Origin of the sequence: Pukyongiella litopenaei (assembly GCF_003008555.2) — a bacterium.
Taxonomy (GTDB): domain Bacteria; phylum Pseudomonadota; class Alphaproteobacteria; order Rhodobacterales; family Rhodobacteraceae; genus Pukyongiella; species Pukyongiella litopenaei.
Window position 1 is genome coordinate 12964 of record NZ_CP043622.1, and the last position, 19144, is coordinate 32107.

At 63.9% G+C, this 19144-nt stretch carries 15 protein-coding genes and 1 pseudogene; 1 reads left to right on the forward strand and 15 read right to left on the reverse strand.

Going from position 1 to position 19144, the window contains the following annotated elements:
• Nucleotides 1-417: 417 nt before the first annotated feature.
• Nucleotides 418-1023 carry a recombinase family protein gene (locus tag C6Y53_RS20670; protein ID WP_149615825.1) on the reverse strand — a complete coding sequence of 202 codons (606 nt, stop codon included), beginning with the start codon at nucleotides 1021-1023 and terminating at the stop codon, nucleotides 418-420.
• Between the two features lie 94 nt (nucleotides 1024-1117).
• On the opposite strand from C6Y53_RS20670, the gene C6Y53_RS20675 reads away from it, so the two are divergent.
• Entirely contained in the window at nucleotides 1118-4006 is a 2889-nt protein-coding gene (locus C6Y53_RS20675) for a Tn3 family transposase (RefSeq protein WP_149615805.1), read from the forward strand.
• A gap of 45 nt (nucleotides 4007-4051) precedes the next feature.
• Here C6Y53_RS20675 and C6Y53_RS20680 read toward each other — a convergent pair.
• The 14 genes and pseudogenes from C6Y53_RS20680 to C6Y53_RS20745 form a co-directional block, all read right to left on the reverse strand.
• Nucleotides 4052-4171 (reverse strand): annotated as a pseudogene (locus tag C6Y53_RS20680) (IS481 family transposase); the annotation flags it as partial.
• 71 nt (nucleotides 4172-4242) lie between these two features.
• A complete protein-coding gene (locus tag C6Y53_RS20685; RefSeq protein ID WP_149615806.1) occupies nucleotides 4243-5142 on the reverse strand; it encodes a LysR family transcriptional regulator in 900 nt (299 codons plus the stop codon).
• Between the two features lie 27 nt (nucleotides 5143-5169).
• Entirely contained in the window at nucleotides 5170-6165 is a 996-nt protein-coding gene (locus C6Y53_RS20690; RefSeq protein WP_149615807.1) for an oligopeptide/dipeptide ABC transporter ATP-binding protein, read from the reverse strand.
• Nucleotides 6155-7147 (reverse strand): ABC transporter ATP-binding protein, encoded by a 993-nt coding sequence (locus tag C6Y53_RS20695; RefSeq protein ID WP_149615808.1) that lies wholly within the window; start codon nucleotides 7145-7147, stop codon nucleotides 6155-6157. Before C6Y53_RS20695 ends, C6Y53_RS20690 begins: the two co-directional genes overlap by 11 nt.
• Nucleotides 7144-8037, reverse strand: a complete 894-nt coding sequence (locus tag C6Y53_RS20700) for an ABC transporter permease (RefSeq protein WP_149615809.1) — start codon at nucleotides 8035-8037, stop codon at nucleotides 7144-7146. The genes C6Y53_RS20695 and C6Y53_RS20700 overlap by 4 nt, the downstream gene beginning before the upstream one ends.
• A 4-nt stretch (nucleotides 8038-8041) precedes the next feature.
• Nucleotides 8042-8956, reverse strand: a complete 915-nt coding sequence (locus C6Y53_RS20705; RefSeq protein WP_149615810.1) for an ABC transporter permease — start codon at nucleotides 8954-8956, stop codon at nucleotides 8042-8044.
• A 56-nt stretch (nucleotides 8957-9012) separates the two neighbouring features.
• Nucleotides 9013-10533, reverse strand: a complete 1521-nt coding sequence (locus C6Y53_RS20710; RefSeq protein WP_149615811.1) for an ABC transporter substrate-binding protein — start codon at nucleotides 10531-10533, stop codon at nucleotides 9013-9015.
• 155 nt (nucleotides 10534-10688) lie between these two features.
• A complete protein-coding gene (locus C6Y53_RS20715) occupies nucleotides 10689-11573 on the reverse strand; it encodes an alpha/beta hydrolase (protein WP_211299575.1) in 885 nt (294 codons plus the stop codon).
• 19 nt (nucleotides 11574-11592) lie between these two features.
• Nucleotides 11593-12798, reverse strand: coding sequence for an LLM class flavin-dependent oxidoreductase (locus C6Y53_RS20720; protein WP_149615813.1), 1206 nt, complete (start codon nucleotides 12796-12798; stop codon nucleotides 11593-11595).
• A complete protein-coding gene (locus C6Y53_RS20725) occupies nucleotides 12795-13631 on the reverse strand; it encodes an alpha/beta fold hydrolase (protein WP_149615814.1) in 837 nt (278 codons plus the stop codon). Before C6Y53_RS20725 ends, C6Y53_RS20720 begins: the two co-directional genes overlap by 4 nt.
• A gap of 22 nt (nucleotides 13632-13653) precedes the next feature.
• Complete coding sequence (locus C6Y53_RS20730; RefSeq protein WP_149615815.1) at nucleotides 13654-15642, reverse strand: hydantoinase B/oxoprolinase family protein; 1989 nt, start codon at nucleotides 15640-15642, stop codon at nucleotides 13654-13656.
• The gene (locus C6Y53_RS20735) at nucleotides 15639-17678 is read right to left on the reverse strand and encodes a hydantoinase/oxoprolinase family protein (protein ID WP_149615816.1); all 2040 of its coding nucleotides are present in this window, start codon (nucleotides 17676-17678) and stop codon (nucleotides 15639-15641) included. The genes C6Y53_RS20730 and C6Y53_RS20735 overlap by 4 nt, the downstream gene beginning before the upstream one ends.
• A 206-nt stretch (nucleotides 17679-17884) precedes the next feature.
• Nucleotides 17885-18412 carry a flavin reductase family protein gene (locus C6Y53_RS20740; RefSeq protein WP_149615817.1) on the reverse strand — a complete coding sequence of 176 codons (528 nt, stop codon included), beginning with the start codon at nucleotides 18410-18412 and terminating at the stop codon, nucleotides 17885-17887.
• Complete coding sequence (locus tag C6Y53_RS20745) at nucleotides 18409-18729, reverse strand: hypothetical protein (RefSeq protein WP_149615818.1); 321 nt, start codon at nucleotides 18727-18729, stop codon at nucleotides 18409-18411. Before C6Y53_RS20745 ends, C6Y53_RS20740 begins: the two co-directional genes overlap by 4 nt.
• Between the last annotated feature and the right edge of the window lie 415 nt (nucleotides 18730-19144).

Sequence of the window (19144 nt, forward strand, 5' to 3'; positions counted from 1 at the left end):
CCGGGATGATGCTTCTGTCCGTAGTCAGCGTGGTAGCTGCCACATCATGCCTGGTCCAAATGCGGTTCCCGTGTGCCTATCTGACACGCGTACTCAGACAACGGGTGTCTGGTGACGAGGCCTCTGTCGGCATCATCGGGGACCGCGTCCCGGCTAGGGACCTCGGAGGCCTACGCTCTCAGGCACGGCCTAATTCTCCTTCTGACGAATTCCTCATGATCAGTAGGCTGTCGACGCTTACCCCGCCAGCTTTGACATTGGTTGGGGTCTGATGCCGGAGAGTGCAGAATCCTACGCTAAGGCGGTTTGATCATTTTTTTGACCACCTGTATTCGCCGGTGAGAAGGATGTGGGCCCATCCGAGTGGCGAGATGTGCGCTAGCAGGGGTCTGTTCCGGCTGGGGGCAGAATGACACCCTAAGAGTTTTCCCTGTGTCGTTTCATTATGTCGAGCACAGTGTTTTTGCTGATGCCAAGGTCACGTGCAATCCAACGATATGAACGACCTTTCGCCACGGCTTGAACGACCTTCGGTGCAAGTTTGTCGGATTTCGACCGTTGTCCGGGTTGGCGCCCGAGCTTCTTGCCGCGCGCCCGGGCAGCGGCAAGACCTGATTTTACGCGTTCGCTGAGCAGGTCGCGTTCGAACTGGGCAATTCCTGCCAGCATGGTCGCCATCATCCGGCCATGCGGCGTGTCCAATTCGAAAGTCATACCACTCATGGCGACGACCGAAACCTTCCATCCGGCCAGCTTGTTCAAAGTGTCCAACAAATCTTGTGTGGAGCGGCCCCATCGGGACAGTTCGCTGACGAGGACGGCATCAATCTGCCGTGCCTGAGCCAGATCGAGAATTCGGTTCCGTGCGGCACGATTGGCAGAGGCACCCGAGGCCGTTTCTTTGAAGACACCGATCACCTCATAACCACCGCGTTCTGCGAAACCAGTCAGTTCCAGCACCTGCCTGTCACATGACTGATCGGCAGTCGAAACCCTGGCATAGATAGCTGCGCGCTGTCCCAGTTGAACCTCCATAGAATTTGGTCTTGCAAGTCGTTGATTTTGTTGGTGCGAGATGTGTCCCGAACAGACATCTGATTAACAAGGACAAACCAACATGCCAAGACGGTCCATTCTGACCGAGCGCCAGCGTTCGGCGCTTTTCGACCTGCCGACTGACGAGACTTTGATGTTGCGGCATTACACGCTGGCAGATGACGATATCGAACACATCAACGAACGGCGACGGCCGGAGAACAAGATCGGCTTTGCCCTACAGCTCTGTGCCCTACGCTATCCTGGTCGGCTGTTGTCGTCTGGTGAGGTCATCCCGGAAAAGGTATTGCGCTTCATCGCGGCCCAGTTGGGTCTGACCGGCGATGATGTCTTACCATATGCCGCACGTCGGCAAACCCGTCAGCAGCACCTGCACACCCTGCGCCAGATTTACGGCTTCAAGATGTTCTCGGGCCAAGGCGCGCGCAGTCTGAAGGCCTGGCTTGAGAATGAGGCTGAAACGGCCCAATCCAACGAAGACCTGGCGCGCCGATTTTTCGAAGAGTGCCGCCGGTCGCAGGTGATCCTGCCCGGCATCTCTGTCATCGAACGGCTGTGCGCAGATGCTCTGGTTTCGGCTGAGCGCCAGACCGAAAGCCGGATCACTAACCGGATCGACGATGAAACGAAAGAACGCCTGGACGCGCTGTTGACCGAGATCGTGGATAGCAATGTCACCCGGTTCATCTGGCTTCGCCGTTTCGAGGCAGGCAGCAACTCGGCTGGAGCATCGCGACTTCTGGACCGGTTGGAGTTTTTGCAGGAATTGGACCTCTCACCGGACATTCTGGCCGACGTACCACCACATCGGATCACCCGCCTGCGCCGCCAGGGCGAACGGTACTTTGCCGATGGTTTGCGCGACATCACGAGTGACCGGCGCCTGGCGATCCTTGCTGTCTGTGCGGTGGAGTGGAAGGCAGCCATCGCCGATGCCGTGATCGAAACCCACGACCGGATTGTAGGCAAGACCTGGCGGGATGCGAAAAGGCTGTCCGACGCGCGTATCGCGGATGCCAGATCATCGTTGCGTGAGACATTACGTTCCTTCAAGGATCTCGGTGCTGCCCTGCTGGAGGCAAAGGCAGATGGCGCGCCCCTTGATGCCGCCGTCGAAGTTGCGTGTGGCTGGTCTCACCTCGAAAGCATGGTGATAACTGCGGCCGAGTTGACTGACATGATGGCGGCTGACGCGCTGTCTCATGTCGTTCATGGATATCACCGGTTCCGGCGCTATGCTCCAAGAATGCTGCGGGCGCTTGATATCTGCTCCGCCCCGGTGGCGGCGCCTTTGATGCAGGCAACAAAAGTCATCGCCCATGATCAAACTGATGCGCCACGCCAGGTTGGCTTCTTGCGCCGAACCTCGAAATGGCATCGACACCTCAATGCTCAGGACCTAGGTGACAATCGGCTCTGGGAGGTCGCCGTGTTGTTCCAGGTGCGCGAAGCCTTCCGATCCGGCGATATCTGGCTACCCCACTCCAGGCGTTACGCTGATCTGAAACAGGCCTTGGTACCGATAGAAACAGCCAAGGCATGCCCTCGACTGACGATGCCGTTCGAACCTGAGACCTGGCTCGATGATCGCAAGGCAAGGTTGGCAGAAGGCATGAAGCGTTTGGCCAAGGCTGCCAGAGCAGGCGCGATTCCCGGCGGTTCGATCGAAAACGGCGTTCTCAAGGTTGATCGTTTGACGGCAGCGATTCCGGCGGATGCTGATGGTATGGTGCTTGATCTCTATGGTCGCCTGCCTGCCGTTCGGATCACCGATCTGCTGCAGGAAGTTGATGACGATATCGGCTTCACCGAAACCTTCACGCATCTGCGCACCGGCGTTCCCTGCAAGGATCGCATCGGGCTGTTAAACGTGCTGCTGGCCGAGGGATTGAACCTTGGCCTCAGCAAAATGGCCGAGGCGACCAGTTCACACGACTACTTCCAACTCTCGCGCTTGTCCCGGTGGCATGTTGAAAGCGATGCCATCAACAGAGCACTCGCCAAGGTGATCGAGGCGCAGGCCAATTTGCCGATGGCGCAGTTCTGGGGCGGCGGTATGACCGCTTCAAGCGACGGTCAGTTCTTTCCAACAACGCGGCATGGCGAGGCGATGAACCTCATCAACGCGAAGTATGGACAGGAACCCGGCTTGAAGGCCTACACCCATGTCTCTGACCAATTCGGCCCGTTTGCCACACAGAATATCCCTGCAACCGTAAATGAGGCCCCATACATTCTGGACGGCCTGCTGATGAACGAGGTGGGGAAGAAGATCAAAGAGCAATACGCCGACACCGGCGGCTTCACGGATCATGTCTTCGCCGCAACCGCACTCCTGTCTTATCGCTTTGTTCCCCGCATCCGAGATCTCCCTTCAAAGCGTCTCTATCTCTTCGACCCCGCCGTTGCGCCGAAGGAAATCCGCGGGCTGGTCGGTGGTAAGATCAGAGAAAAGCCGATCACGGAAAACTGGCCGGACATTTTGCGCGCCGTCGCCACCATGGCGGCGGGTGTCATGCCGCCCAGCCAGTTGTTGAGGAAGTTCGCATCGTATCCCCGTCAGCACGAACTGGCTGTTGCCTTGCGCGAGATCGGGCGGATTGAGCGCACCCTGTTCATTATCGACTGGTTGCTGGACGCCGACATGCAGCGCCGTGCCCAGATCGGTCTGAACAAGGGTGAAGCGCATCACGCGCTGAAAAATGCCCTACGCATCGGGCGACAGGGCGAAATCCGAGACCGAACTTCCGAAGGGCAACACTATCGCATGGCTGGGCTGAACCTGCTGGCCGCGATCATCATCTACTGGAATACCAAGCACCTTGGCCATGCCGTCACCACGCGAAAGCGTGCTGGTCTCGATTGTTCACCCCAACTCCTGGCGCATATCTCGCCACTCGGATGGGCACATGTCCTGCTCACAGGCGAATATAGGTGGAAAAATCGATGACGCCCAGCCTTAGGGTGTCATTCTGCCCCCAGCCGGAGCAGACCCCACCGTCTTCGGATTGATCCCCAGCTCCCGGTTCCGCGTCGCGAGCGAAGCTTGCGATCGCTGTATTGCTACTCTGACGCCGTGCGTAGTCTTGGCGCTTCCGTGACGAACTTGTCCCATAGGGCATCCTTCCAATCATGAGAAAGGGTCGCACCATCGATCCGTAGGATCAAACATCTAGGGTCTGGGTCCTACCGGCCCGTTCCGGTATCCGGCGCATCGTTCACGATGCGCCGCAACGCCATCTCCAGCGCCTCGACGTCGGACGAGGTCCGCGTGTGCGCATTGGTCACAAAGCAGATCGGCATGGTGATCCGCGGCACCAGAGGCCGCTGCCGGATGCCGACAAAGCGCCACCAGGGCGAGGCGCCCTCGACCACGGCAACCCCCAGTGCCTGTTGCACAAAGACCGGCGCAGCGATCGACAGGTCGACTTCGAAGACGGGCCGGTAATCGACGCCCTCGATCCTGAAGGTGCGGGCGATGGCGGCGCCGAACTCAATGCTCGGACGGTACGAGATGATCGGCTGGTCCTTCAGATCGGCGATCGAGATGGTGTCCCGCTCTGCCAGCGGATGATCCTCATGCAGCAGGCAGACCATCTCGGTCTGCCCGATCACCTCGGTCTGCAGGTCAAAGGTGGAAGACGGCATCATCGTCAGCCCCAGATCGTATTCGCCCTTACCCAGATTGGCATAGATCGTCGCCACCGGGTTGACCGCCACCTCGATGCGCAGGTCCAATTCGCCGTCGTTGATCATGCGCATTAGGATCGGAACATAGGCCAGCATGAGCGGAGATGAGGCCCCGATACGGATCGGGGCGGTGTCAGCGTCACGCAGGTCCAGGATCAGCTTGCGCAGGCGTTCTAGATCCTCGTACGTGCGGTCCACCTCGGGCGAGAGCCTGCGGGCCAGAGCCGTCGGCACCAGCCGGCCCTTCACCCGTTCGAACAACGGCCCGGTCTGGTCCTCGGTCCGAAGCAGAAGCTGGCTCAGCGCGGATTGCGACACGTTCAGCACCTCAGCCGCGCGGGTCAGAGTTCCATAGTGCAAAATGGCCCGGAAAGCTTCGATCTGCCGGCTGTTCATCCTTCTCGGCGCTCCTGTCGCTGCCGGTCAGCCGATGACCTTCCTGTCTTCGCTTTCGGTCGGCGGTAGCGGATGGTGGCATTCTATCTCGACGCCATCAATAGCTCGCGTCGGCGGGGCGAGTTTGGCACAGGCCCCGGTCTTGTGCCACATGCAACGCGGCTCGAAAGCACAGCCGGATGCGCGGCGCATCGGGTCGGGCGCGCCGATCCCGAGCTCCAGATCGGGCAATTGCCCAACACGCGCGGGCGTCAGCGCCGAATCGAGCAGCGCCGAGGTATAGGGATGGCCCGGCCGCCTCAGGATGCGCTCGGCCGGACCGCTTTCGACAATGCGCCCGAGGTACATGATCGCCAGATCCGTGGCGAGGTTCTCGACCACGGCAAGGTTGTGGCTGATCAGGACATAGGACACGCCCATCTCGCTCTGCAGTTCGCGCAACAAGTTCAGCACCTGCGCCTGGATCGAAACGTCCAGCGCAGAGGTCGGCTCGTCGCAGATCACCACCTCGGGCTGCAGGATCAGCGCCCGGGCGATGGCGACGCGCTGGCGCTGGCCGCCCGACAACTGCGCCGGGTACGAGCCCGCATGGCGCTGGGTCAGGCCGACCCGGTCGAGGATCTCGCGGGTCCTCCGCTCGCGCTCGGCGGAACTGCGAACGCCATGAACGACCAGCGGATAGGCGACCGTCTCGGCCACCGTGCGCTTGGGGTTCAGCGAAGAATAGGGATCCTGGAACACCGGCTGGACGCGCCGGGCGAAGGGAATGCGTCCCACCTGTCCCACCGGCTTGGCATCGAGGAACACCTCGCCCGCATCCGGCCGGTCGAGCCCCAGCAGGATGCGGGCCAGGGTCGATTTGCCCGAGCCGGATTCCCCGACGATGCCCAATGTGCCCCCACGCTGAAGTTTCACCGAGACGCCGCGCAGCGCATGCAACTCGCGCGTGCCGCGGAACCACGATGCATCCGTTCGGAACACCCGCTCGATGTCTCGAGCCTCAAGCACCACGTCAGACGGCATGGGCGGTCTCCATGGCGGGACTGTCGATCAGTATGCAGCGGGCGCAATGTCCCTCGTCCGCGCGGCGCATGGCGACCGGCGCCGCGATGCACTCAGCACGCGCATGTGGGCAGCGGCCGTGAAAGGCGCAGCCCTGCGGCCGCTCCAGCAGGCTGGGCACGACGCCCGGAATCGATTCCAGTGGCGCCCCGCGTCCGGCGCCAAGCACCGGCGCGCTGTGCAGAAGTCCTTGTGAATAGGGATGCGCGGCGCGGCGCAGCACATCCTCGGCGCTACCAATCTCGATTACCTCGCCCGCGTACATCACCGCCACCCGGTCGGCGATGCCCGCGACCACACCCAGGTCGTGGGTGATGAAAAGCATCCCCATCCCGAACTCCTGCTGCAGGTCACGCAGCAGACGGAGGATCTGGATCTGAATGGTGACATCCAGCGCGCTGGTGGGCTCGTCGGCGATCAGCAGATCGGGGCCGCACATCAAAGCCATGGCGATCATCACCCGCTGGCGCAGCCCGCCCGAAAGCTGGTGGGGATATTGCTCCATCCGCTCGGCGGCATTGGTCATGCCGACCCGGTCCAGCAGGAACAGCGCCCGGTCCCACGCGTCCTTCCGGCTGCCGCCCTGGTGCCTGCGATAAACCTCGCAAAGCTGATTGGCGACCGTGTAAGAGGGGTTCAGGCTGGTCATCGCGTCCTGGAAGATCATTCCCATCCGGTTGCCGCGCAACGCCGCAAGCTGCCTGCGGCCGGCATGTGTCAGGTCCTTTCCCTGGAAGGAAAAACGCCCGGCGCGCAACCGGGCATGGCGCGGCAGCAGCCCCATTGCCGCCAGCGCTGCGGTGGACTTGCCACAGCCGGATTCACCGACGATGCACAGCGTCTCGCCCCGCTCGACTGTAAGCGACACGCCGCGCACCGCGTGGACGGTTCCGGCGCGTACCGGCAGTTCGACATGCAGGTCCTCAATCTCGACCAGGCTCATCGCCCCCGCCCCTTTGCCTCGGACAGGTCACGGATGCCGTCGCCCAGAAGGTTGATCGCCAGCACCAGCAGGAACAACGCCGCGCCGGGGATCGCGATGACCCAGGGGCTGAAGAACATGTAGGACTTTCCTTCCGAGATCATCAGCCCCCAGGATGGCGTCGGCGGGCGCACCCCCAGGCCGAGGAAGGACAGCGCCGCCTCCAGCAGGATAGCATGGGCCATCTCCAGCGTCGCCACGACTACCAGCGCATTGGCCGCGTTCGGCAGGATCTCGTGAAGCACGATGCGCCACGAGGAACAGCCGATTGCCCGTGCCGCCGCGACATAGTCCTGCGCGCGCAACTGCTGGAACAGACTGCGGGCGACCACCGCGAAACGGTCCCACAGCAGGAAGCCCAGCGTCAGGATCACCGTCACCAGCGAACTTCCGGCCAGCGCCGACACAGCCAGAGCGACAAGGATCACCGGGATCGCCAGCCGGACCGAAAGCACAAAGCTCACCGCCGCGTCGATCTTGCCCCCGAAGAACCCGGCCAGTGCGCCCAGAGTGATGCCGATGACCGACGAGATCAGCACCGTGCCGATGCCGATCACCAGAGAAATCCGTGATCCGTAGACGAGGCGCGAATAGTAGTCGCGCCCAAGCTGGTCCGTCCCCAGCGGATGCGCCATCGACCCGCCCTCGTGCCAGACCGGCGGGATCATCCTCTGCGACACGTTCTGCAGATAGGGATCGGCGGTCGCCAGCCAGGGGGCGAAGACGGCACAGATCACGATCAGCGCGATGATCCCGGCGCCGATGGAAAAGCCCAGGTGGCGCAGCTTCCCGCGCAACGAGCTCAGGCGTCGGCTGACACCGGGATGGGCCGAAAGCGGCAGCGACTTCATCCCGTCAGGTCCGCAGTCGCGGGTTCAGCGCCGCGTTCAGGATGTCGGCGCCGAGGTTCATGAACACGAAGATCGTCGCCACCACCAGCACGATGGACTGCACCATCGGAATGTCCGCGCGCTGGATCGATTCCCAGGCCAGATAGCCGACCCCGTGCAGGGCGAAGACGGATTCGACCACAACCGAACCGCCCAGCATGAACCCGAACTGCACCGCCGCCAGCGCCACCACGGGCAGGATGGCGTTACGCAGAGCGTGCTTGATCAGGACCGAGGCCTCGGACAGCCCCTTGGCGCGGGCAGTGCGGACGTAGTCGGACTCCATCACGTCGATCATTCCCGCCCGCGTCATCCGCATCAGCGCAGGCATGGCGTAATAGGCCAGCACCACCGCGGGCATGACGAAATGGCGCGCCGTGCCGTCGCCCGAGATCGGGAACCATTGCAGCCGCACACCGAACCAGATGATGCAGAGCAGCGCCAGCCAGAACGACGGGATGGCCTGCCCCGCCACGGCGAAGAACAGGGCGATGCGGTCGATGGCGGAATTCGGGTTCAGCCCCGAGACCACGCCGAGCGGCACGGCGACGAGGATCGCGAGCACGATCGCCGAAGCCCCCAGCGTCAGCGTTACCGGCAGGTATTCGGCCAGGATGGACGACACCGGCGTGCCGAAGAAATAGGATTTGCCAAGGTCGCCGCGCAGTACGTTGCCCAGCCAGGTGACGTATTGCACCGCCAGCGGCCGGTCGAGCCCGTGTTCGTGCCGCACCGCCGCGATGGTCTCTTCCGAGGCCGAGGCGCCGGCCAGCGCGACGGCGGCGTCCCCGGTCAGTCGCAGCAGCGAAAAGCTCACCATGGACACCATGAAGGCGACCAGAACCGCGAGAGCCAGACGTTTGAGCGCGAATTGAAGCATCAGTGTGTCCTGCAGAGCATCGTCCGGCGGCTTGGCCCGCCAGGCGATGCGATGTGTTACTTCCAGGAAGCTTCGTTGAAGCGGATGATCTCGTCAAATGCCCCGGTGAAGTCCAGGTCGGAGTTAAGGACGTAGTTGTTCGAGAGATTCCAAAGCGGGACCCAATAGACATTTTCGGTGATCCGGGCGAGGGCCTGCGAATAGATCGCCTTGCGCTCTTCGGGATCTATGGATTCGTTCGCCTGGTCGATCAGCGCATGCAACTCTTCATCGCGGGCGATGTCCTGTGGATTGCCGCCGAAATAGGCGCTCATGGTGATCGAGACGTCCTTGATCGACCAATGCGTAGTCGAGGACTGGGCGATCAGCGACTCGCCCGAGGTCCAGGCGTCGTACATCGCCGGCCATGTGACCGTATGCAGATTCGCGGTGATTCCCACGTTTCGCAGATCGCCGGCGATGGCTTCCGAAATGGTATGGCTCGAGGTTTCCCACATCTCCACGGTGAAGCCGTCGGCAAAGCCGGCCTCGGCCAGCAGGCGGCGCGCCTCCTCGGGGTCGTAGGCATAGGCCTCCGCGTCCGAAACGCAGCCGAACATGCCGGGATGGCAGACCACGTCGGTCAATTCAGAACCTTTGCTCAGCAGGTTGTCGACGATGGCCTCGCGGTTGATCGCATGGGCGATGGCCTGCCGTACCCGGATGTCGGTCAGCGGATGCGGACCCTTCATTCCGTTCGGCTCCAGCACCAGGAACTGGGTGCGCATGGTGCCGACCGGCCGGAAGGTGAGGTTCGGCATCTGGTCCATCTGCTTGGCCTGGTCGAAGTCCACGTCCCATGCCATGTCGGCGGTCCCGCCCATCAGCTCGGCCACGCGCAGCTGCGCGTCTTTCAGCGTCCGTAGCACCACCGTACCGATCGTCGCCTTCGGCTTCACGCCGTCGAAATAGCCGTCCCATTTCTCCAGCGTGTACTGCTTGCCCGCCTCGAACGAGACCACCTTATATGGCCCGGTACCGACCGGCTCGGTCGCCATGCCTTCCTTGCCGACCGCAGCGCCATATTCGTTGGGGTAGATCGGCACCCCGATCGCCAGATAGGCCAGGGCGGCGGCGAAGGGCTTCTTCAGGAAAATCGAAACGGTGTAATCGTCGATCTTCTCTGCGCGGTCGATCCAGGCCACCATCTGTTGGTTGATCACCGGGTTGTCCTTGTCGGTGACCATGTCCACTGTGTAGACCACGTCGTCCGCATTGAACGGCTCGCCATTGTGGAAGGTGACGTCCTTGCGCAGGGTAAAGCGCAGCTCGGTCGGGCTGATCCATTCCCAGGTCGCGGCCAACAGGGGCTCGAACTCTCCGGTTTCGGTGTTGGTGTAAATCAGCGTGTCCCAGACGTTGACGCCAAGCGTCAGGCCCGACGACTCTAGCACGTTGTAGAAATCCAGGGTCTGGGGATCCCGGCGCCATACGAAATTCAGCGTGTCATCGTCTTTGCCCGCATCTGCCGGCGCCGGAGCGACGGAAAGGCAGCAGACTCCAAGTAGCGCGCCAGTCAGCAAGGATCGTAGGTTCATGTCGTTTCGGCTCCTTGTTGGTAGTTTCTGCGGGCGCGCCCTTTGGCGCGCCGTCTCGGGCCGGCGTCCGGCCGGCTCGTGTTCATGAGGTCATAGTCCCGGCCTCGCAGCCATTATGTCCAACGTGATTTCTGCGGCATAAGGATTAGAAAACATTATAGGCCGGGTCCCGAGCTGTTCACTCCCGCCAAAAGCGCGTCGGCCACCGCGGTCATGACCGGGTTCGGGCGCGATGCAAGTTCGGCCACCAGCGAGAAATGATCCTGCCCCGGCAGGATGAGTTCAAGGGGATCGGCGCCTTGACGTCGCAACACCTCTGCCATGCGGCGCTGCTGATCACGGAATTCGCCCGTTTCCCGCTCGCCTACTACCAACACGAATGGACAGTCCAGCCGGTCCTCGCCCGATATCGGGCTCAGGTCACGCGCCGTCTCCGGGTCGAGGCCAAGGGCCATGTTCATGAAAGAACGCCGAACCGGCTCAAGATCATAGAATCCGCCGACCGAGGCGACCACGCGGATCGCCCGCCGCAAACCGGGGTCGAGTTCGGAAGCCCGCGCGTGGATCATCGCCGCCAGATGCCCGCCCGCCGAATGCCCAATCATCCCGATCCGGTCGGGATCGAGCCCGAGCCTGTCCGCGTCGCGCCGCATCTCGGCCAGACAGGCCCTGACACGTCCGACGATGCCGCCGATGGTCACCTCCGGAACTAGCGGATAATTCACCGCCGCCACCGCGATGCCCCTATCCAGCAGGGGCGGCGCGATCATGCTGAACAGTGATTTGTCCAGCCGCTGCCAGCTCCCTGGGTGAAGATAGAGGCAGAAGGGCACGGGCCCCGCATCCCCCGAAGGCAGGAACAGGTCGTACCGTTCCAGCGAATGCGGGCCATAGGCCAGATCGCACTGCGATGCCGGCCAGGCCCTGCGGAAGACAGCGCTTTCGCTTTCCCAGAAGGCGAAGTCGCGCCCGTAATTCGGGCACCTTTCGCGCAGGTTGAAATCGTAGTCGAGCCGGGCCCGCTCCGCCGCCGCGCCCATACCATCTCCCGCCATCCGGTCAGGCCGTTTCCACAGCCGCGCCGGTCTCGCTCTTCACGAAGTCCTGCAGGCGCGGCAAAACCTCGGCCGCGAAAAGCCGCAGGCTGTCCGACGTGTCGGCATGGTTCAGCGGCCCGCCCTGCATCATCGCCGTCAGATGCCCGAAGCCGCCGCAATAGCGGTAGAACTCCACGATCTGCTCGTAAACCTGATCCGGCGTTCCGCCAAAACCCACGCCCGGGTCGATCAGATCGCGCGGATCGCAGACCACAGGATTCACCGCCGGCCCGTTGCGCCCCGGAATGTTGGTGAACATCGACCCCTTGGGCGGGGTGCGCAGCGCCTTGGCGACCATCTCGGCGGGGCGATAGCCTGCCGGGCTGCCGAAATGCTCGGGCGACAGGCTCGACGCCCAGGCATAGCGCCGCACCTGCCCCAAACGGGCCAAACCTTCCTCTTCGGTATGGCCAACTGCCACCTGCGCCATATAGGAAAACCGGTCGTTCCCGGGTTCGGGCCGCCCCAGCTCGGCGCAGCGTTTGCGGTAGGTCTCGAAGATCTGCTTGGCGATCACCGCCGACAGCGTGGCGGCAACGACATAGCCGTGATCTGCGACCTCAATCGCCGAGGCGGGCGAGAAACAGGTCATCCAGACCGGCGGATGGGGCTGCTGGACCGGGCGCGGCCAAAGGTTGACCTGCCGGTAATGAAAGTGCTCGCCTTCGAAGTTGAACGGCGCATCGTGCCGCGTCATCGCGGCAAGGATCAGGTCATGCGCCTCCCAGAACCGCGCGTAAAGTTCCGCCGGGCTGCTGTTGGTCGGCCCGAGTTCGACTCCCCCGCCTTTCACCAGCCCCATTTCCAACCGCCCGCCCGATACCACGTCGGCATAGGCCAGTTCCTCGGCCACCAGCAGCGGATCGTGGCGCATGCCAAGCGGTATCCCCAGCACCAGAAGCCGTGCTCGGCTGGTCTCGCGCGCGAGGATCGCCAGCGGCAGCGAGCCCGACACGTTCAAGCTGGTGGCTGTGGCGTGGTGCTCGTTCACCATGATGTCGAGGCCGATCTCGTCGGCCAGCGCCCATTCGTCCAGCCGTTCGTTCATTAGCCGCGAGGCTTCCATCGGGTCGAGATACTTGCCCGGCATCACGTTGCGGATCGGCATGGTGTCGGCGTGTTTCCAGGCCGGCGTATAGGGAGATTCGGTAAAGTGATAGACTCTCATCGCGGGGCACTCCCCTCTGTGCTTCGGCAATCGTTCAGGAAATCGTCGATGACCAAGGCCACCGCCACCGGATCCTCAACATGCGGCTGGTGTCCGGCGCCCGAAACCAGCGCCAGGTGCGCGTTTGGCAAGCCCTCGGCAAGGGCGCGGTGGACGGCTTCGGCGACGAACCGGTCCTCGGCGCCCCGGATCACCAGCGTCCGCGTGCGGATCCGCCCGAGCCAGCGGGCCAGCACCGGATTGTGCAGGAAGGGTTTCCAGGCATAGCGCGAAAGGTTCTCTTCGAACCGGGCAAGTTCCAGCAGTTCCTCGTCGCTGCGCCCGGCTGGATCGTCGCTCTGGAACTCGGCCCGCGCGAACTGCAGCGCGCGCCGGTCCGTCCGCGGCATCGCCCAGATATCCGCGATGGGCCGGTCCATCGGCGCGCCGACCCGCAGGCCCAGCGGGTTGATCAGCACCATGGCCGAGAACAGCCCGGGGTCGCGCAGCGCCATCTCGGCAGCGATCCAGCCACCCACCGAGGCCGCCACCACCGGCCGTCCGCGTAGCCCCAACTCGTCGACCAGGTCGAGGTAGAAATACACCAGGTCGTCGATACGCCTGAACTCCGCCGGCCGCGGCAACCGCCCAAGCCCCGGATGCCCCGGCGCGAACACCGTGTGATCCCGCGCCAACCGTTCGAGGAAAGACCGGGAATCGTAGACCGGCGAAGGACCGGAATGCAGGAACAGCAGCTCTCCGCCCTGTCCGGCCCGGCAAAGATCGACCTCCCGGCCGGCCAGCGATACCGTTTCGCGCCGGATCGGGGTGGTTTCCTTCAGGGTTTCCGTCATTCTGCTACTCCATTCGATCCGGTCACGCGCCAACTGCGAGATGCGGGAAGCGCGCCCGGATCGCTTCAAATGTCCCGAAGACCTCGGCCGCCGGGTCCGCGCCTTCGCGGCCCTCGCCGATCGCGGCGAAAATCTCGCGCTTGACCCAGTGCCGCCACGGCACCGCGGTCTGCCGCAGCACCTCAGTCAGGGCGGCATAGCGTTCCGGATTCCAGGTCGACTCGAAAGCGCGTTGCGCCGCGTTGTGCGAAACGACGCCTTCCGGCCTGGTCCGTCCCGCGCGCTCAGTCGTCGTCGCGGCCGCATCGACAGCCCCTTCGGCGTCGAGCACCACGCCGTATTGCGTCCTGGCGGCATCGGCGCTCAAAAGCCGGTCGGCGACGTCGCGGCGGACCCGCTCGGGGTCACGCTCGAACGGATCGCCCCAGCCGCCGCCGCCCGGACCGCGCAAACGTAGGACATCGCCCGGATCGAGATGGACGATGTCGGAATTGGCCAGCTCGATCTCGGTTCCATCGGGCCGAATTCGCGAAAAGGTCGACACCGCACCCGCGGCACCTCCGGCCAGCCCCCAGGCAGCAAAACGCGAATGATCCCGGTTGCGCGCCGTCACCATGGTCTGCGGCGCCAGCACCTCGAAGGCCATCTCCATTCCCACGCCGCCACGATACCGTCCCGGCCCGCCGCTGCCCGGCACCAGCCCGTAGCGCAGGAAACGCACCGGCAGTTCGGTCTCGGAAAACTCAAGCGGCGTGTTCTTCAGAAACCCCGAAACCGAGCCCGAGCCGTCGTCGCCGTCGCCCGCCCGCGATCCCCCGGCGCCACCGCCCACCGGCCCCACCGAGGCCATCACCGTGCGCCCGTCGGCCCCGGCGCTGCGAACGTTGACCAGCGACTGACTGCCCGCAGGGGCCGCGCACATGCGATCGGGCAAAGCGCGGGCGAAGGCGCCCAGCGTCACTACCTGCACGTGCTTGCAGATCAGGCTGCGCATGCCCACCGCCGCCGGGAAGGTGGCGTTGACCACGGTGCCTTCCGGCAGGATCGCCCGCGCCACTTTCAGCGCGCCCGCGTTCAGCAGCAGGTTCCGGTCCAGCGAGTACAGCACATAGCCCAGCCCGGTCATGGCCAGCGCATGACGCTCGCGCCCGGCCGTCGGCATGTTGAGCGAGGAGGACAATTGCGGATCGCTGCCGGTGAAATCCATCTCCAGCGTGTCGCCGCGCACCTTCAGCGTCAGCGCAACCCGGCAGGGATCGCCGCCCGGCGCGTCCTCGTCGGCGAATTCGGTATGGAAATAGTCGCCGTCCGGAATGGCCGCCACGATGGCGCGAGCCTGTTCGTGAGCATAGTCCAGGATACCCTCGACCGAGCGCCCGAAGGCCTCGGCCCCCATCCGCTCGGCTAGGTCCAGCACCTTGCGCGCGCCGACGTTGACCGAAGCGATCTGTGCCAGCAGGTCGCCCCGGTTCTGCGAGGGGACACGGACGTTGTTCTCGATGATCCGCAACAACTCGGTGTTCAGTTCGCCGTCGCGCATCAGGCGGGTCGGCGGAACGCGGATGCCTTCCTGCTGGATCTCGGTCAGCGTCCGCGACAGGCTCGCCGGGACCGCGCCTCCGACATCTGTGTTGTGGATATGCCCGGCGGCAAAGCAGATCAGATCGCCGTCAAGGAAGACCGGCTTCCAGATGTGGAAATCGGGTGTATGGGTCGCCACCCCTCCGGCATACGGGTCATTGGTAATCCAGATGTCGCCGTCCCGGTATCCTCCCGGCTGGTCGATCACAGGGCCGTAATCCAGCCCAATGAACCAGGTCGCCCCGAAGCCGCGGGGCGAGGCGAAGGTCAGCCCCTGCGGCGTTAGCAGCCCGCAGGAGAAATCCTCGGTCTCTTTGACGAAGGTGGAATGCGCCGTGCGCATCAGCGTGTAGCCCATCGCATCGGCAGCCGCGGTGCAATAGTTGGAAAAGACCTGAAGTTCGGTTCTGTCGGTCACGGCGGGCCTCATTGGATCGAAATGCGCAGGTTGGACAGACCGTCCACCGCGACGGAACAGTCCGGCGGCACCACCGTCGTGGTGTCGTCCTGCATGACGACGGCTGGCCCTTCGAACTGGGCCCCGGCCCGCAGGTCGACACGGCGATAAAACGCCGCCTCGCGGAAGGCCCCATCGAGCCAGACGCGCGCCTGTCCCGCGGGTTGCGGGCAATAGGCCTTCGGTGCGACCTCGGGCAAATCCGGCTTCGGGGTCCCGCCGCGGATGACCAACCGCAGGTTGATCACCTGCACCGCCGCTTCCGGATCGCTGTGGCCGAAAAGCCGTTCGTGCTCGCGATGAAACAGTGCCGCGATCCCGGCGGCATCTCCCTCGGCCAGCGCCCGACCCGGGATCTCGGTGCCGATCTCGAAGGACTGGCCCGCATAGCGCATATCGGCGAAACAGGCGATCGCGGCATCGCCTTCGAACCCCTGCTCGCCGAACAGCCATTCATGCGCCTTGTCCTCCAGCTCGGCCAGACCCGCCCGCATGGCGGCCAGCGTGCTGTCGTCGAGCGCGGTGTAGAAGCTGGCGATGAAGTCGCCGCGCAGATCGGCGACGATGCCGCCAAGCGCGCTCAGCACGCCCGGATGCGGCGGTACCAGCACCTCCTTCATGCGCAGCGCGCGGGCGAGGAACGCCGCCATCATCGGACCGGCCCCGCCGAAGGCCAGCATGGTGTACTCGGTCGGATTGATGCCAAAGCGCGAGATCACCGCACTGGTGCCGGCATACATGCTCGACACGGATATGTCGCGGATCGCCTCGGCGGTCTGCTCGACGCTCAGCCCCACCGCCTCGCCCAGCGGCGCGATGGCGGCTCTTGCCGCCTCGGTGTCGACCGACACGGCGTTGTACCCAAGCTGTCCCGCCCCCAGCAGACCGGCGGCGACGAAACTGTCGGTGATGGTCGGGCGGGTACCGCCCCGTCCATAGCAGACCGGCCCCGGGGTGGACCCGGCGCTTTCGGGGCCGACCTTCAGCACCCCTTGCGCGTCGAGCCAGGCAATGGAGCCGCCGCCGTCACCGATGGAAGCGACCGAGACCGAAGGCACATGGATCTGGAAATCGCCGATTACCTCGCCAATGCCGTATTGCGGCTCGCCGTCGCGGATCAGAGCCACATCCGCCGACGTGCCGCCAATGTCGAGGCTGATCACCTTATCCACCCTGGCGGCCCGCGCCAGGAAGGCTGCGCCGATCACCCCGGAGGCGGTGCCCGACAGCACCATCTGCACGCATTCGTCCTTGCCCTGCTCCGCGGTCATCACACCGCCGTTCGACCGGGTGACCAGCAGCTCGGGGCCGACGCCCACCGATTTCAGCGCCGCCTGCATTGAGGTCAGGTAATGGGCCACACGCGGCTGTACATAGCCGTTGATTACCGCAGTGGTGGTGCGTTCGTACTCGCGGATGATCGGCCAGACCTCGTGCGACAGGAACACCGGCAGCGCACAGCCCGCGGCAACCAGCGCCTCGCGCACCGCACGTTCGTGCGCCCCGCTGGTGTGGCTGTGCAACAGGCTGACCACGATGCCTTCGCAACCGGCGGCAAGTGCCGCGTCCAGCGCCGCGGCGACCGAGCCGGAATCGACCGGCGCGATCTCTTTGCCCGAAGCGTCCAGCCGTTCCACGACGCCATGGACATTGGCGCGCGCCACCAGCGGTTCGGGCCGCGTCGAGAAAAGATCGTACATGTCAGGGCTCTTCAGCCGGGCAAGCTCCAGCACGTCCTCGAAGCCGTCGGTGGTCAGCAGCGCCAGCTTCAGACCCGAGCGCTGGATCACCGTGTTGACCCCGACCGTGGTGCCATGCGTGAAATGCGCGATCTCTTCGGGCTTCACCCCATAGCGCGCGTCGAGCTCGGCCAATCCGGCCAGGATCTCAGCGCCCGGCGCGTCAGGACGCGAGAAGACCTTCAGCGCGTCGAACCGTCCCGTGGCCTCGTCGAGCACGGCGAAATCCGTGAACGACCCGCCAATATCCACGCCAACGCGATAACCCATGCCCGTTCCCTGCACATCTTGTCTTTCCGGCCCGCTGCGGGCCTTCCGTCGCAAGGTGGCCGATCGCTCCGGGAAAGGTCCAACCGCAGTTTGGCGGCCGGTCCATAACGGCAGCTAATGCCTTCGCCAGACCAACGCCCCGGAACCAACGGAAACGGCCGGCAATCTGCCGGCCGTCCTTTGGGTCTTTACCTGTATCTCCGGCGCTATCCGCCGACCGCCCTGAACTGCCCGAACCGCCCACCGCCATGCAGCAGCGGGTCGCAAGTCCCGTCTCCCGAAACCGCCAGAACCCGGCCGACGTGAATGCGGTGGGTTCCATAGTCGAGACTGTCTTCGATGCGGCAGAACACAGAAGCCAGCGCCCCGCACAACCAGGGCAGCCCGTCGATACAGGGGTCCCCCGACCGATGGACCTGCCAGTCGCCCTCGATAAACCGCGCCTCGCCCGAATGCTTGGCCAGATGATGCGCCAGGGGCTCCTGCCGCGCCGCCAGCAGCGATAGCGAGAACGCGCCGCGCGCCGCGAGCGTCGCATACATCGACGCATTCCGGTTGACGCAAACCAGCAGCGAGGGCGGATCGAGCGAGACCGAGGCGACCGAGGTCGCCAGCATGGCCTGCCGCCGCCCGTCCTTTTCGGCCGCTACGACGGCCACCGTCGACCCCATGCCGCGCCATGCGGTGCGAAACCTTTCGGCGAGGGATATGTCGTGCCGCATGGCCAGTGTCACTGCGTCACACCCGCGCCTGCATCTGTCCCGGCGGACCAAATCACATGCGCCCGGATCGCGTTCGTCCGGTCGTTGATCCACCCGATCGGGCGCGCCTTCTCGATCATTGCGATCAGCGCCGCCTGCCGCACAGGATCGTCCGATACGCCCAGCAGATCCTCAACGGCACCCATACCGATCTCGGCATCGTGGCTGCCGACAAGCCGCACCGCCTCGGGCAGGGTGGCCGCTTCGCGAACCGAGTCGAAACGGATGCTGAAACTGCCGAAGTCATCCGGTTCCAGGATGTCCAGCGCTCCGGTGCTTGTGACGGTCACGATCATTTCCTGCTCCCAATGGACTCGGCCGACGTCCGGTCCGGTCAATATTTCGTCGGACTATCGGCGCTTCCACCGCTCGGAGGCAAACCGGCATTTGAACGCCACTCCATAATGTTTTCTTCAGGGTGGCAATCTTGAGAGTCTGGCTGCGCTTTGCAGATCGTGTAGCAAGGGCGTAAGCAGAGTTGGATGCAAAGAAAACTTTGTCTTCGCGCGCAGGTTTTCGCCGATTGAATTCACCAGCTGTTGCTATTTAGCGTCAATCTCCCTGTAGTTGCGCCCGATGGAACAACCGCCCTGGATAGGGTCCGTTGGTTCAGACGCGACCAAAAAAGATCAAGGGACAATTGGCTTATGGGTAATGGTTACTTGCGTGCCCGGCCGGTTGCCGAGGGCGTGGTCGCTGGTTCAG

Bases quoted from the DNA above. Each gene is read 5' to 3' on its own strand.
- C6Y53_RS20690 (WP_149615807.1), bottom strand. From the start codon at position 6,165: ATGCCGTCTGACGTGGTGCTTGAGGCTCGAGACATCGAGCGGGTGTTC.
- C6Y53_RS20710 (WP_149615811.1), bottom strand. From the start codon at position 10,533: ATGAACCTACGATCCTTGCTGACTGGCGCGCTACTTGGAGTCTGCTGC.
- C6Y53_RS20730 (WP_149615815.1), bottom strand. From the start codon at position 15,642: ATGAGGCCCGCCGTGACCGACAGAACCGAACTTCAGGTCTTTTCCAAC.
- C6Y53_RS20685 (WP_149615806.1), bottom strand. From the start codon at position 5,142: ATGAACAGCCGGCAGATCGAAGCTTTCCGGGCCATTTTGCACTATGGA.
- C6Y53_RS20705 (WP_149615810.1), bottom strand. From the start codon at position 8,956: ATGCTTCAATTCGCGCTCAAACGTCTGGCTCTCGCGGTTCTGGTCGCC.
- C6Y53_RS20675 (WP_149615805.1), top strand. From the start codon at position 1,118: ATGCCAAGACGGTCCATTCTGACCGAGCGCCAGCGTTCGGCGCTTTTC.
- C6Y53_RS20695 (WP_149615808.1), bottom strand. From the start codon at position 7,147: ATGAGCCTGGTCGAGATTGAGGACCTGCATGTCGAACTGCCGGTACGC.
- C6Y53_RS20720 (WP_149615813.1), bottom strand. From the start codon at position 12,798: ATGAGAGTCTATCACTTTACCGAATCTCCCTATACGCCGGCCTGGAAA.
- C6Y53_RS20735 (WP_149615816.1), bottom strand. From the start codon at position 17,678: ATGGGTTATCGCGTTGGCGTGGATATTGGCGGGTCGTTCACGGATTTC.
- C6Y53_RS20700 (WP_149615809.1), bottom strand. From the start codon at position 8,037: ATGAAGTCGCTGCCGCTTTCGGCCCATCCCGGTGTCAGCCGACGCCTG.
- C6Y53_RS20725 (WP_149615814.1), bottom strand. From the start codon at position 13,631: ATGACGGAAACCCTGAAGGAAACCACCCCGATCCGGCGCGAAACGGTA.
- C6Y53_RS20715 (WP_211299575.1), bottom strand. From the start codon at position 11,573: ATGGGCGCGGCGGCGGAGCGGGCCCGGCTCGACTACGATTTCAACCTG.